8 protein-coding genes and 4 pseudogenes are annotated in these 14,174 nt (G+C 55.2%); 8 read left to right on the forward strand and 4 right to left on the reverse strand.

Going from position 1 to position 14,174, the window contains the following annotated elements:
* Positions 1 to 222: 222 nt before the first annotated feature.
* Positions 223 to 1,512 (reverse strand): annotated as a pseudogene (locus SOPEG_RS07465) (MFS transporter).
* A gap of 516 nt (positions 1,513 to 2,028) precedes the next feature.
* Here SOPEG_RS07465 and uxaC point away from each other — a divergent pair.
* The 4 genes and pseudogenes from uxaC to SOPEG_RS07485 all read left to right on the forward strand — a co-directional run bounded on the left by uxaC (position 2,029) and on the right by SOPEG_RS07485 (position 7,109).
* Entirely contained in the window at positions 2,029 to 3,438 is a 1,410-nt protein-coding gene (gene uxaC / locus SOPEG_RS07470; RefSeq protein WP_025244877.1) for a glucuronate isomerase, read from the forward strand.
* 60 nt (positions 3,439 to 3,498) lie between these two features.
* Positions 3,499 to 4,950 (forward strand): tagaturonate reductase, encoded by a 1,452-nt coding sequence (locus tag SOPEG_RS07475; protein WP_025244878.1) that lies wholly within the window; start codon positions 3,499 to 3,501, stop codon positions 4,948 to 4,950.
* A gap of 13 nt (positions 4,951 to 4,963) precedes the next feature.
* Positions 4,964 to 6,454, forward strand: a complete 1,491-nt coding sequence (locus tag SOPEG_RS07480) for a UxaA family hydrolase (protein ID WP_025244879.1) — start codon at positions 4,964 to 4,966, stop codon at positions 6,452 to 6,454.
* A gap of 100 nt (positions 6,455 to 6,554) precedes the next feature.
* Positions 6,555 to 7,109: pseudogene (locus SOPEG_RS07485) on the forward strand (YgjV family protein).
* Positions 7,110 to 7,194: 85 nt separating this feature from the next.
* Here SOPEG_RS07485 and SOPEG_RS07490 read toward each other — a convergent pair.
* Positions 7,195 to 8,146 (reverse strand): annotated as a pseudogene (locus SOPEG_RS07490) (TerC family protein).
* Between the two features lie 236 nt (positions 8,147 to 8,382).
* Entirely contained in the window at positions 8,383 to 8,814 is a 432-nt protein-coding gene (locus SOPEG_RS07495; RefSeq protein ID WP_051419519.1) for a glutamine amidotransferase-related protein, read from the reverse strand.
* Positions 8,815 to 8,858: 44 nt separating this feature from the next.
* Here SOPEG_RS07495 and SOPEG_RS07500 point away from each other — a divergent pair.
* Together SOPEG_RS07500 and SOPEG_RS07505 are read left to right on the forward strand one after the other, a co-directional pair.
* Positions 8,859 to 9,920: pseudogene (locus tag SOPEG_RS07500) on the forward strand (methyltransferase); the annotation flags it as partial.
* Positions 9,921 to 10,001: 81 nt separating this feature from the next.
* A complete protein-coding gene (locus tag SOPEG_RS07505) occupies positions 10,002 to 10,301 on the forward strand; it encodes a hypothetical protein (protein ID WP_025244882.1) in 300 nt (99 codons plus the stop codon).
* 219 nt (positions 10,302 to 10,520) lie between these two features.
* On the opposite strand, the gene SOPEG_RS07510 is transcribed toward SOPEG_RS07505, so the two are convergent.
* Positions 10,521 to 11,315, reverse strand: coding sequence for a hypothetical protein (locus tag SOPEG_RS07510; protein WP_025244883.1), 795 nt, complete (start codon positions 11,313 to 11,315; stop codon positions 10,521 to 10,523).
* Positions 11,316 to 11,341: 26 nt separating this feature from the next.
* Here SOPEG_RS07510 and SOPEG_RS07515 point away from each other — a divergent pair, with 26 nt between their 5' ends.
* Entirely contained in the window at positions 11,342 to 12,265 is a 924-nt protein-coding gene (locus SOPEG_RS07515; protein ID WP_025244884.1) for an IS5-like element ISSoEn1 family transposase, read from the forward strand.
* Positions 12,266 to 12,846: 581 nt separating this feature from the next.
* Positions 12,847 to 13,770, forward strand: a complete 924-nt coding sequence (locus tag SOPEG_RS07520; protein WP_025244885.1) for an IS5 family transposase — start codon at positions 12,847 to 12,849, stop codon at positions 13,768 to 13,770.
* Positions 13,771 to 14,174 lie beyond the last annotated feature (404 nt).

Below are 14,174 nucleotides of genomic sequence, written 5' to 3' on the forward strand. Positions count from 1 at the left end.
AGCGGCCGGCGCCGGCGGGACAAAAAAAGGAGGGCCGGCACGTATTTATTATACCACTTTTTGTCCTCGTGGGCCAGATGCGCCACCCGACCTTACCGCTCTTTAATTTCCCCACCCCGTGGAGGAAAAAATCCCCGGCGCGGTTGACAACCGTCGCCGGGGAGCGGGGCAGAGAAGGGCGGGCGCCAGGCAGACTGCGGGCGCTGGCGCGCCGGGGCGACGTTACACCGTCGCCGGGGTTCTCTGTGATTCCACCTCATCCGCCGGACGGTTTTTCAGAATGGTCCAGATGCACAGGGCGCCTAACAAATCGAACAGCGCCAGGACCGCGAACAGCGGACTAAAGCCGATGGTATCCGCCAGCGCGCCGACCACCAGGGCGAACAGGGTGCTCGCCAGCCACGCGGCCATGTCGGTCAGGCCATTGGCGGTCGCCACTTCATTACGACCAAAGACGTCCGAGGACAGGGTAATCAGCGCGCCAGACAGCGACTGATGGGCGAAACCGCCGATGCACAGCAGGCCGATAGCCACATACGGGCTGGTAAACAGGCCAATCATGCCGGGGCCAATCATCAAGAACGCCCCCAGCGTCACGACTAGTTTGCGCGAGACGATCAGATTCACGCCAAAGACGTGCTGGAAGAACGGAGGCATGTAACCGCCGACGATACAGCCCAAATCGGCGAACAACATCGGCATCCAGGGCGAACATAGCGATTTCTTTCAGGTTAAAGCCGTAAACTTTAAACATGAACAGCGGGATCCAGGCGTTAAAAGTCCCCCAGGCCGGTTCGGCGAGAAAACGCGGCAGCGCGATGCCCCAGAATTGGCGGTTGTGCAGGATTTCCCAGGCGCTCATTTTCTTACCATCATTGACCTGGTGCTGGGCTTCCTGGCCGCTCAGGATGTAATCCCGTTCTTCTTCCGTCAATTTCTTCTGATTTTTCGGGCGATTATAGAACACCAACCTGCAGAGTGCCCAGATAAGGCTCAGCACGCCGGTAATGATAAAGGCCATTTCCCAGCTGTGAATCATAATCGCCCAAACCACCAACGGCGGCGCAACCATGGCGCCGATGGAGGATCCAACGTTAAAGTAGCCGACCGCAATAAAGCGTTCTTTCGCCGGGAACCATTCGCTGCTGGCCTTCAGACCGGCCGGGATCATCGCGGCTTCCGCCATCCCCACCGCGCCGCGGGCGATAGCCAGGCCGCCCCAGCTGCTGGCCAGCGCCGTGGCCATACAGAACACCGTCCACAGAATCGCGAACACCGCATAGCCGACCTTGGTGCCCAGCATGTCCAGGACATAACCCGCCACCGGTTGCATAATGGTATAACAGGCGGAATAAGCGGCGATGATATAAGAGTATTGCTGTGTGGTAATGTGCAGCTGGTCCTGCAACGTCGGGGCCGCCACCGCAATGGCGTTACGCGTTAGGTAGCCCAGCACCGTGCCCACGGTGACCAGGGCGATCTATACCAGCGTAACCCTTTAATCTTACGCATTAAAACTTCTCCCAATAGTAGTGCCGTCAATCCAACTGCTCGGTCGGTGGCTCGACGGTGTGATATAGAGAACCCAACGTAGGGTGTTCCCCTAGGTATTGTTTTTATCAGGCTGCCCAGGGTGCTGCGTCCTGCCGGTGCGGCTTTTCAGCGGGCCGGTTAATTGCCGGCTCTTCCGAATCGCACCCACCCCGCTTGGGTGTCGCTAAACGCCCCGCGGTCCTCGCCAATAAACAAAACTTGAGTCCTGACTGAAAACGGCGTTACGATAACTTATCATACATATTTAAAAGCTGAGGACCATCACAAAAACCATTAATAATTTAATGGATAATAATTCGGTCCCGCCAGCCGCCTTTTTCGGCAGAATTGGCGCAAAGATGTGACATTTTTGTTGATTCATGAAGGGTGTTCGCTACGACAGGGCTTAGAATCCAATCAGTTGGTCCTAAATTGGTATAACATATTTCAACATTTTGGAAACATTGCTAAAAAAACGAAGGTGAGGAGCCTGTTATGACCGCGTTTTTAACTGAAGATTTTTTGCTGGACAGCGAATTCGCCCGCCGTTTGTATCATGATTATGCGAAAAACCAGCCGATTTTTGATTATCACTGCCATTTACCGCCGGAACAGATCGCGCAAAATTACCGCTTTAAAAACCTGTACGACATCTGGCTGAAAGGAGACCACTATAAATGGCGCGCGATGCGCACCAACGGCGTGGCCGAACGTTTTTGTACCGGCGACGCCGGCGACTGGGAAAAATTTGAAGCCTGGGCGCAGACCGTGCCGCACACCATCGGCAACCCCCTCTATCACTGGACCAATTTGGAACTGCGCCGTCCATTCGGCATCAGCGACACCTTATTGTCGCCAGCGACCGCGCGGCAAATCTGGGACCGCGGTAATGCCCTGCTAGAACAGGATAATTTCACCGCCCGCGGTATTATGCAGCAGATGAACGTGAAAATGGTTGGCACCACCGATGATCCGATCGATGACCTGCGCCATCATAAAGGCGTCGCGCAAGACAGCAGCTTCTCCATCAAAGTGCTGCCCAGCTGGCGCCCGGATAAATCCTTCAATATTGAAGCCGAAGGTTATGTGGATTATCTGAAGAAGCTCGAGGGCGCTTCGGACACCGCCATTAGCGGATTCAGCGCGCTTTGCGACGCGTTGTCGAAACGTCTGGACCATTTCGCCGCCCACGGCTGCCGCGTCTCTGACCACGCGCTTGATGTGGTGGTCTATGGCGAAGCCGATACCCACACGCTCGATGGCATCCTGGCCCGTCGCCTGGACGGTAAGCTGCCGAATGCCGAGGAAATCGCGCAGTTCAAAACCGCGGTGCTGGTGTTCCTCGGCGCAGAATACGCCCGCCGCGGTTGGGTACAGCAGTACCATATTGGCGCGCTGCGCAATAACAATAGCCGCATGCTGAAACTGCTCGGCCCCGATACCGGTTTCGATTCCGCCAACGATCAGCCGGTGGTCCAGAACCTCTCCCGCTTGTTGGACGCACAGGCGAAAAACGATGCGCTGCCGAAAACCATTCTTTATTGCCTGAACCCGAGCGACAACGAAACCATCGGGACCATGGTCGGCAACTTCCAGGGCGAAGGCATGCCCGGCAAGATGCAGTTTGGTTCCGGCTGGTGGTTTAACGATCAGAAGGACGGCATGGAGCGTCAGATGACCCAACTGGCCAACCTCGGCTTGCTCAGCCGCTTTGTCGGCATGCTGACCGACAGCCGCAGTTTCCTGTCCTACACCCGTCACGAATACTTCCGCCGCATTCTATGCCGGATGATCGGTCACTGGGTCGAGCAGGGCGAAGCACCGGCGGACATAAAGCTGTTGGGCGAAATGGTGAAAAACATTTGCTTCGACAACGCCAAAAACTACTTTGTCATTGAACTCTGATTAAGCCGGGCGGGCCGACGGCCCGCCCGTGAACGGCTTTATATTGAAGGTAACCCCCGAATGCAAACGCTAAATCGTCAAAATTTTCCCGGTCGCCAGTATACCGACCGCGTTATTCAGTTCGGCGAAGGGAATTTCTTGCGCGACTTTGTCGACTGGCAACTGGACTTGCTGAACGAACACACCGATCTTGATGCCGGCGTCGTCGTCGTGCGCCCTATCGATACCGATTTCCCCCCGTCGTTGTCGACCCAGGACGGCCTGTACACCACGATTATCCGCGGCCTGAACGAGCAGGGCGACGCGGTGCGCCAGTCGCGCGTTATCCGGTCGGTCAACCGCGAGATTAATGTCTACCGCCAGTTCGATGACTATCTGGCGCTGGCTCATGATGCCAACATCCAGTTTGTCTTCTCCAACACCACCGAGGCCGGCATTAGCTTTAACGACGGCGACCGGCTGCAAGATGCGCCGCCGCAAAGTTACCCCGCCAAACTGACGCGTTTGCTGTACGAACGTTTCTGCCATTTTGACGGCGCGGCGGATAAAGGATGGGTGCTTATCCCCTGCGAACTTATCGATTATAACGGCGACGCGCTGCGCGAAATGGTGCTGCGCTATGCCGACCTGTTGGCGCTACCGGCGGAATTTGTCCACTGGTTGAACGATAGCAATACCTTCTGCTCGACGCTGGTGGACCGCATAGTCACGGGTTACCCGCACGATGAAGTGCAGGCGCTGCAAACGGAACTCGGCTATCAAGACACCTTCCTCGACACCGCCGAATATTTTTATCTGTTCGTTATTCAGGGACCGGCCTGGCTGGCCCAGGCGTTGTGTTTGGATCAGCTCAACCTGAACATCCGCATCGTCGACGACATCAAACCCTATAAAGAACGCAAAGTGGCCATTTTGAACGGCGCGCATACCGCACTGGTGCCGGTAGCCTGGCTGGGCGGTCTGGATACCGTGGGCGCGGCGATGAACGACGAGCAGATCAGTGCGTTCGTGGCAAAAGCCATCGCCGAAGAAATCGTGCCGGTGCTGGATCTGCCTCACGACGAACTTATCTCTTTTGCCGAGGCGGTACAGGGGCGTTTTCGCAATCCGTTTATCCAGCATCAACTGTTGTCCATCGCGCTCAACGGTATGACCAAATTCCGCACCCGGATCCTGCCGCAGCTGCTGGCCTACCGGCAACAGCATGGTGAACTGCCGGCACGGCTGACTTTCGCGCTGGCGGCGCTTATCGCGTTTTATCGCGGCGAACGCAACGGCGAGTCTTATCCACTGCAAGATGATAAGTCATGGCTGGATCGTTACCAGACGCTATGGAGCGGCGTGACGGCCGGCACCACCCCGCTTGGCGAACTGGTCGAAACCGTACTGAGCGATACCGGACACTGGCAGCAGGATCTGCTGCAGGTACCCGGTCTGGCGAAACAGGTTGAACAGCAACTGCAGGCCATCCTTGACCGGAGCATGCGGGACACCGTTTCCGCCTATTGCTGAAACCCAAAGGTTCATCATGAATATTATTAAAATTCATTCCCTTGACAATGTGGCGGTCGCCCTGCAAGACCTGCCGGCTGACGAGACGGTAACTGTCGGTAATGACCGCGTTACGCTACGTCAGCCCGTTGCGCGCGGCCATAAGTTTGCCCTAACGCCCATCGGCGAAGGGGACATGATTATCAAATACGGTTTGCCCATCGGGCACGCCAAAAGCCTCATCCAGCCGGGCGAACATATTCACTCACAGAACGCGAAAACCAATCTCAGCGATCTGGATGAATATCAATATCAGCCCGCGTTCCCCGCACTGCCGCCGCAAATGCCCGACCGTGAGGTGCAGCTTTACCGGCGCCGCAACGGCCAGGTCGGTATTCGCAACGAGCTGTGGATCCTGCCGACCGTGGGCTGCGTCAACGGCATCGCCCGCCAGATCCAGCAGCGGTTCCTCAAGGAGACCTTTGGCGCGGAAGATATCGACGGCGTGCATTTGTTCACCCACCCGTTCGGCTGTTCGCAGCTGGGGGCAGACCATGAGAACACCCGCACCATGCTGCAAAACATGGTGCGCCACCCCAACGCCGGCGCGGTGCTGGTCATCGGGCTGGGCTGCGAGAATAATCAGGTGGATGTGTTTCGCACCACCCTCGGCGAGTTCGATAGCGGGCGGGTCACCTTCATGATTTGCCAGCAGCAGGATGATGAAGTGGAGGCCGGACTGGAATGTTTGCGCGCGCTTTATCAGCGCATGCGCGACGACCATCGCGAACCGGGCAAGCTCAGCGAACTGAAATTTGGACTGGAATGCGGCGGTTCTGACGGCCTGTCGGGGATTACAGCCAACCCCATGCTCGGACGTTTTTCGGATTATCTGATTGCCAACGGCGGCACCACCGTGCTGACGGAAGTCCCGGAAATGTTTGGCGCCGAACGGATCCTGATGAGCCGCTGCTGTGATGAAGCCACCTTTGAAAAGACCGTGCATATGGTCAACGATTTCAAACAGTACTTTATCGCCCATCAGCAGCCGATTTATGAAAACCCCTCTCCCGGCAATAAAGCCGGCGGTATCACAACGCTTGAGGAGAAATCTCTTGGCTGCACGCAGAAAGCCGGTCAGAGCAAGGTGGTCGACGTGTTGAAATACAGTGAGCGGTTAAGCGTACCGGGGCTGAATCTCCTGAGCGCGCCGGGCAACGATGCGGTGGCCACCAGCGCCCTCGCCGGTGCAGGCTGCCACATGGTGCTGTTCAGCACCGGTCGCGGTACGCCCTACGGCGGTTTTGTGCCGACCGTGAAATTGGCGAGCAACAGCGAGCTGGCGGCGAAAAAACCGCACTGGATCGATTTCGACGCCGGGCGGTTGATCCACGGTATGAGTATGGATGCGGTGTTAACCGAGTTTGTCGATCTTATCGTCGCCTTTGCCAACGGCAAGCAAACCCGAAACGAGATCAACGATTTTCGCGAACTGGCGATTTTCAAAAGCGGCGTGACCTTGTAATTTTTTTTAACGGTTTTTTTTGCGGCCGGGGAACGGCGTTTCGTATTATGAAACGCTGTTTTCATTGACTTTCCCATTCTCTTGACCGAGATTTTCCCTCATGACGTTGTATTGGTTTGCCCAAGCGGTAGGCGGGCTGGCGTTCGTCGTCGGCATCACCACTTTTTTCAACCGCAACGAGCGCCGGTTTAAGCTGCAACTGGCGCTCTATAGCCTGATAATCGGCCTGCATTTCTTTTTAATGGGCGCTAATGCCGCCGGCATGAGCGCCGTACTGAATACGCTGCGCACGCTAGTTTCCACGCGCACCCGCAGTGTCTGGGCCATGCTGGTATTTATCGCTTTAACGCTGGGGCTCGGTTTGCCGAAAGTCCGCTATGGGGTCGAATTACTGCCGATCGTTGGCACGGTGGCCAGTACCTGGACGCTGTTTCGCTGTAGCGGTCTGACCACACGCTGCGTGATGTGGTGCTCGACCGCATGTTGGGTTACCCACAATATCTAGCTCGGCTCCATCGGCGGTTCATTGATAGAGGGCAGCTTTCTTATCATGAATGGCCTGGCGATTGTGCGTTTTCACCGGCTTATCAAGCAGGGTATTGACCCCTTCGTCACGGAAAACCGCGCGCTGCCGGTTCAGGTCCCCGGCCGCTGACCTGCCTATTTAAGCGCGCCGCTGGCGCATAACCCCGACGGAATGACCCCGTCCCACGCGCACCGGCGCGCTAGCTCCGCCGCCGCTACCGTTGCCTGACTCGGCGTTGCCGCCGGTTGACCCAGGCGTTCAGCATCAGCGTCACCGTGAGCGCGACCATGGCCAGCGATACGGCGACCGGAATATGGATGATATCCACAATGAGCATTTTGATACCGATAAAGACCAAAATCACCGCCAGCCCGTATTTCAGCAGCGAGAAACGTTCGGCCACATTGGCCAACAGAAAATACATTGCCCGTAGCCCCAGGATGGCAAACAAATTGGAGGTCAGCACGATAAATGGATCGGTCGTGACGGCGAAGATCGCCGGTATGCTGTCGAGAGAGAAAATGACGTCGCTGAATTCCACCATGATCAGCGCCAGCAAGAGCGGCGTGGCGAACAGCAGACCATTGCGGCGGATGAAAAAACGCTCGCCGTGCAGTTCATTCGTCACCCGCAAATGGCGGTAGAGCCAGCGGACGGTTACCGATATCCTGTTCGTTATGGCCGGGTAGGGCCATCTTGATGCCGGTGAACAGCAAAAACGCGCCGAAGACATACAACAGCCACTGAAATTCGCTGATAAGCCAACTTCCGGCGAACACCATGACGGCACGCAGCCCGATGGCGCCCAGAATGCCCCAGGTCAGTAGGCGGCGCTGTAGCGAAAGCGGTACGGCAAAATAGCTAAACAGCATCAGCCAGATGAACACATTATCGGCCGCCAGGGTTTTTTCCAGCAGGTAGCCGGTAAGGAACGCCAGCGCCTGGCTATCGGCCACCGCCCGGCTTTCGGTCTGGAGCAAATAGGCCCAGAACAGGGCGTTAAACACCAGCGCCAGCGCGACCCACAGCAGCGACCATAGCGCCGCCTGTTTCATCGACGGGGGTTTGTCCCCCGCGCGGCCCTGCATTAATAAATCCACGGCCAGCATGATTATCACCACGACAGCAAAGCTGCCCCACAGCAAGGGATTTCCGACGGTATGCATCTGAAATAGTCCTTCCACAACGAACAACGGCTGCCGTCAGAAGGCGCCAGCCGTTGTTCACGGTCTGGGTTATAAGCGAGTCTCGCCTTCCGGCAAGGTCTCACTTACAACCCGCATGAAAATTCTGCAGTTGCCCGGCTACCGGATGCTTTGGCATCGTATTGACGGCTGGCCGGCAGAAAGTTACTCCCCTTTGCTGCGAACCATGCTAATGTAAAAAAATGCAACCGTCAATATCAAACCGTAACATCGCCGCGCAAACAGCGGCGCACGAAGCGCGCCAGTAGACTCTGGCTGTGGGGCGTAGCGACGATTTGACCCTCCAGATGCTGGTAATTGTCGCACCGTTTCGGCTCTTGCGCCATCATGCGCACCAAATAGCTGCGCATGATGGCTGCGGTGAACTCAGGATGAAACTGGGTAGTGATAACGTTGAGCCCATAGCGCAGGATCTGGTGGGGATCATGAGCGGAACGGCCAAGCACCGTAGCGCCTGGAGGCAAAGTAAGCACTGACTGCGAGTGCACCAAATTGGCGCCGAAACGCCGGGGCAGCGCCGTCAGCAGCGCGTCATCCGCCGCCGCCGGCAGCAGTTCGATGGCCTGAGTGCCCAGCTCCATGCCGTCGGGGTGATAATCCACCTTACCGCCCAGCGCATAGGCCAGCAACTGATGACCATAACAGGCGCCGAAAACGGGCGTGCTCCCCGCCACCGCCCGGCGCGGCCAATGACACCCTACAGGCCTGGGACGCCGCGGATGAATATTTGCTACAGGCGTGCCCGTCGGCGCAGGCGATAACCGGACCGACGTTGATTTTCAATGACGCCTTCGGCGCGCCGTTTTGCGTCAGCGATTCGTACCTGAGCCAGCTCGCCACCCGTCATAACCTGGCGCAAAACACACAGGTGGAGCAGATCACCCTGCTGGACAGTCTGGCGCCTTTGCCGCCGTCGCCCGGGTTGGTGCTGTTAAAAGTGCCCAAAACCCTCGCACTGCTTGAACATCAACTGCACGCCGTGCGTCAGGTGGCGGGCCCTGACACCCTTTTCCTTGCCGCCGGCAGGGTACGCGAGATCCATCGTTCCACGCTGGCGCTGTTTAGCGACATTATCGGCTCGACCCACACCTCGCTGGCGCAAAAAAAGGCGCGGCTCATCTACAGCACCTTGGCCGAGCAGGCGCCGTCATTGCCGCCAACGCCCTGTATCTGGCCGCTGGAGCACACGCCGTATCGGATCCACAACCACGCCAACGTCTTCTCCCGCACATCGCTGGATATCGGCGCGCGTTTTTTTCTGTCCTATTTGCCGCAAGAGGTTGAGGGTACGCTGGTGGATCTGGGGTGTGGCAACGGTATCCTGGGGTTGATGGTGCTGACGGCCAACCCGCGGGCCGAGATACATTTTGTTGATGAGTCCTATATGGCAATCGCCTCCAGCCGGCTTAATATAAGCGAAAACCGGCCGGCGGATCTGCCGCGCTGCCGGTTTCAGGTTGACAACGGCTTGGCGGGCGTCGCGGCGGACAGTGTACAGGCCATTGTCTGCAATCCGCCTTTTCACCAACAGCAGGCGATAACGGATCACATCGCCCGGCAAATGTTCCGCGATGCTCGGCGCAGCCTGCAGCAGGGCGGCGAGCTGCGGATCGTGGCCAATCGTCATTTGGATTATTTTCGTCAACTTAAACGTTTGTTTGGCAACTGCCAGGCCCTGGGCGCCAATCAGAAATTTGTGGTGCTAAAAAGCGTAAAGACGCGCCAGGGGCGCTGACAGGCGGCCCGCGCCATAATGGGTTTGTTGCCGCGCTGGACAATCATTATACTGCGCCAAAGACCGAGGAAAGGAACAGTCATGTTGTTGCAAGAGTTAGAGACGCGTTTAAATGCGGCCTTTTCACTGCTGGAAAACAGTGTAATACAGCGCCAGCATGTGTGGCGGCAGGAGTACCAGTCGTTGCAGCACCAGTTAGAGCAATGCCTGGCGCGTGAGGCGCGGCTGCGGGAGCATAACGCTATGCTGGTGGGCAAACTAAATAGCCTGGACAGCTCGCCGGATCGCAATCCCCTGCTTCACAAGATAAAAATTATCAGCGCGCATATTGATGCGTTAGCGAAAGAGGCCGCGGCGTTTCGCCAGTCATGCCAGCACTGATGGGCGGGATAGGCGCTTTGTCCGATTCCCGACCGGTGGCGCACCTGTGCCGTGCCGCGTGCAGCGTTATTCATTTCACCCGCGGCGCCGCGCTACAGTGAACCCTGGCATGCCATGCCAGCCGCGGTGGTGCGTTTTGTGATATCCCGGGTGGCGCACCCACAAACTGGCGTCGACGCCCTCCCTTAACGCCCGAGATTTTGCCTCGGCGCACTACGCTTAATTGTCTTCCAGCCGCCGATAGTGGCCGGTACAGCCCAACAAATGACGGAAAGAGTGCGACAAACTCAGACCGCGTCTAGGCTCGCGCCGCAAAACTGGTCCATTTTGCACCATTGCCCATTCGTCGGGACGATAGTCGTTTATTAGGCACTCCAGCATAAAATAGCAGCGCAACATCGTGCTGCTTAAGGTGCTATCTTCGCCCAGCATTAGCGTCAAGTCCGCGGTCTCTTGGCAATAATCATCAAAGAGCTGCCCCCATTGCTCCGGTCCGCTCCAATACGTTTCCTTCAAGGTGAGACAGCGGCTGAAGAAATTAAAGGCATGAATGGCACAGTCGTTGCGCTGCTGAAAATGTTGCTGGAAAAAATAATAGCGCCCGCGCTTTTTGGGCACTAACTGAGCGAGTACCGCTTCTTTTAGCGGCTCAGTGTCGCTGTCGTCAAGACTGTCGAAAATGGCGAAATGCCAATACTCATCTTTTTTCACCGCGACGACCGCGCTGAAATGCCCGGTTAGCACGGTTCCTTCATAAGGACAAATGGGGACGGACATCATCGGCAACAGCAGCATCTGCCCCTCCAGCTGCTGTTTTAACTTCTCCCGCGACAGGTTGAGGCCCAGCGTCAATTCATCGCGCAGGTAGCGCGCAACATCCTTGATGCTGTCCTGGTGTATCGGATTGTAGAGCACGGTTGGGCTCACCACCACATTGTCATGGGGCGCGCACAGTAGCGAAATGCGGCTTTGTTGAATAAATCGAACTTTTAGGTGACTGGCGGCTCTGATCACTACATTCGTTTCAACATCAGGTCCCCATGGCAAAGCAAAAGTTTAAAATTACCAACTGGCCCGCATATAACAATGCGCTCAGGCAGCGGGGGGACCTGACAGTATGGCTTGATGAGTCAGCCATTGCTGCATGGACTGAGAGTACACCACCTGAACATCGTGGCCGGCCGCTTCACTACACCGATATGGCCATTACCACGGTTCTGATGATAAAGCGCGTGTTTAACCTTTCGCTCCGGGCGTTACAGGGTTTCGTTGACTCGATTTTTAAACTGATGGGGCTGTCGCTGCGCTGCCCAGATTACTCTCTGGTCAGCCGGCGAGCAAAAACCGTCGACATCAGCATAAAAACGCCAACCCGCGGCGAAATCTCACACCTGGTCATCGATGGCACCGGCCTGAAAGTCTTCGGCGAAGGCGAATGGAAAGTCAGGCAGCATGGGGCTGAGAGGCGCAGAGTATGGCGCAAGCTTCATCTGGCAGTAGATAGCGTGACACATGAAATTATCTGTGCCGATTTATCGCTAAGCGGTACGACAGATGCGCAGGCGCTGCCCGGGCTGATTAACCAAACCCACCGGAAAATCAGGGAAGCGTCGGCTGACAGTGCTTACGATACGCGTTACTGTCATGATGCTCTGCTGAGGAAAAAAATAAAGCCTCTTATCCCACCGCGAAGTGGTGCGCAATATTGGCCAGCTCGATACCATGAGCGTAACCATGCGGTGGCAAATCAGCATCTGAGCGGCAATAACGATACCTGGAAAAAGAAAGTAGGTTATCACCGGCGTTCACTGGCTGAAACGGCCATGTTCCGGTTTAAAACACTTCTGGGTGGTCATCTGAGTCTGCATGACTATGACGCGCAGGTAGGTAAGGCAATGGCAATGGTTAAAGCACTTAACCGGATCACACTGTTAGGAATGCCAAACAGCGTCCGCATCATGTAACAATCGCCCTGATAGGAAGGAAGTCGTCACAAATTTCGGATTTATTCAACAAAGCGGCTGACGTGCTGAAAGCCGGAGCCAGACCCCATGCGGATTTAACAACGATAACGTGAGTGTTAAACTCCAGCCATCAACGGAATACATTAAGCGGGGGAAAACGGACAAGTCTTGCTTGGTAATCTTCAAGGGATAATTGTGACGGAAACCGAACTGAAATACTTTTCCCAACCAGCGCTATCATCAAGTTGATATTCTTTCACTTGCGTCTGTCGCATACTCAGTAACGGAGTCATTACATAATCACGAACAATTCAATATGTTTTACGAGCAGTGTTAAAGTTTTAAAAACTTAAAGGGATCCATCTGAATCATCACAACTTTTAATTATTTATAATCAGTTTATTAAACGGTAATCTTATCGGTCGTAATGGTTGTCACGGTTGTCCGATGACGGCTAAAATTTAAGGTAGGGGGGGGCAAACTGTGATATTTGACATCTGATGGGGGGCTTTGTTGAATAAATCGAACTTTTAGGTGACTGGCGGCTCTGATCACTACATTCGTTTCAACATCAGCTCCCCATGGCAAAGCAAAAGTTTAAAATTACCAACTGGCCCGCATATAACAATGCGCTCAGGCAGCGGGGGGACCTGACAGTATGTCTTGATGAGTCAGCCATTGCTGCATGGACTGAGAGTACACCACCTGAACATCGTGGCCGGCCGCTTCACTACACCGATATGGCCATTACCACGGTTCTGATGATAAAGCGCGTGTTTAACCTTTCGCTCCGGGCGTTACAGGGTTTCGTTGACTCGATTTTTAAACTGATGGGGCTGTCGCTGCGCTGCCCAGATTACTCTCTGGTCAGCCGGCGAGCAAAAACCGTCGACATCAGCATAAAAACGCCAACCCGCGGCGAAATCTCACACCTGGTCATCGATGGCACCGGCCTGAAAGTCTTCGGCGAAGGCGAATGGAAAGTCAGGCAGCATGGGGCTGAGAGGCGCAGAGTATGGCGCAAGCTTCATCTGGCAGTAGATAGCGTGACACATGAAATTATCTGTGCCGATTTATCGCTAAGCGGTACGACAGATGCGCAGGCGCTGCCCGGGCTGATTAACCAAACCCACCGGAAAATCAGGGAAGCGTCGGCTGACAGTGCTTACGATACGCGTTACTGTCATGATGCTCTGCTGAGGAAAAAAATAAAGCCTCTTATCCCACCGCGAAGTGGTGCGCAATATTGGCCAGCTCGATACCATGAGCGTAACCATGCGGTGGCAAATCAGCATCTGAGCGGCAATAACGATACCTGGAAAAAGAAAGTAGGTTATCACCGGCGTTCACTGGCTGAAACGGCCATGTTCCGGTTTAAAACACTTCTGGGTGGTCATCTGAGTCTGCATGACTATGACGCGCAGGTAGGTAAGGCAATGGCAATGGTTAAAGCACTTAACCGGATCACACTGTTAGGAATGCCAAACAGCGTCCGCATCATGTAACAATCGCCCTGATAGGAAGGAAGTCGTCACAAATTTCGGATTTATTCAACAAAGCGGCTGACGTGCTGAAAGCCGGAGCCAGACCCCATGCGGATTTAACAACGATAACGTGAGTGTTAAACTCCAGCCATCAACGGAATACATTAAGCGGGGGAAAACGGACAAGTCTTGCTTGGTAATCTTCAAGGGATAATTGTGACGGAAACCGAACTGAAATACTTTTCCCAACCAGCGCTATCATCAAGTTGATATTCTTTCACTTGCGTCTGTCGCATACTCAGTAACGGAGTCATTACATAATCACGAACAATTCAATATGTTTTACGAGCAGTGTTAAAGTTTTAAAAACTTAAAGGGATCCATCTGAATCATCACAACTTTTAATTATTTATAATCAGTTTATT

The organism is Candidatus Sodalis pierantonius str. SOPE (genome assembly GCF_000517405.1).
Lineage (GTDB): Bacteria > Pseudomonadota > Gammaproteobacteria > Enterobacterales > Enterobacteriaceae > Sodalis_C > Sodalis_C pierantonii.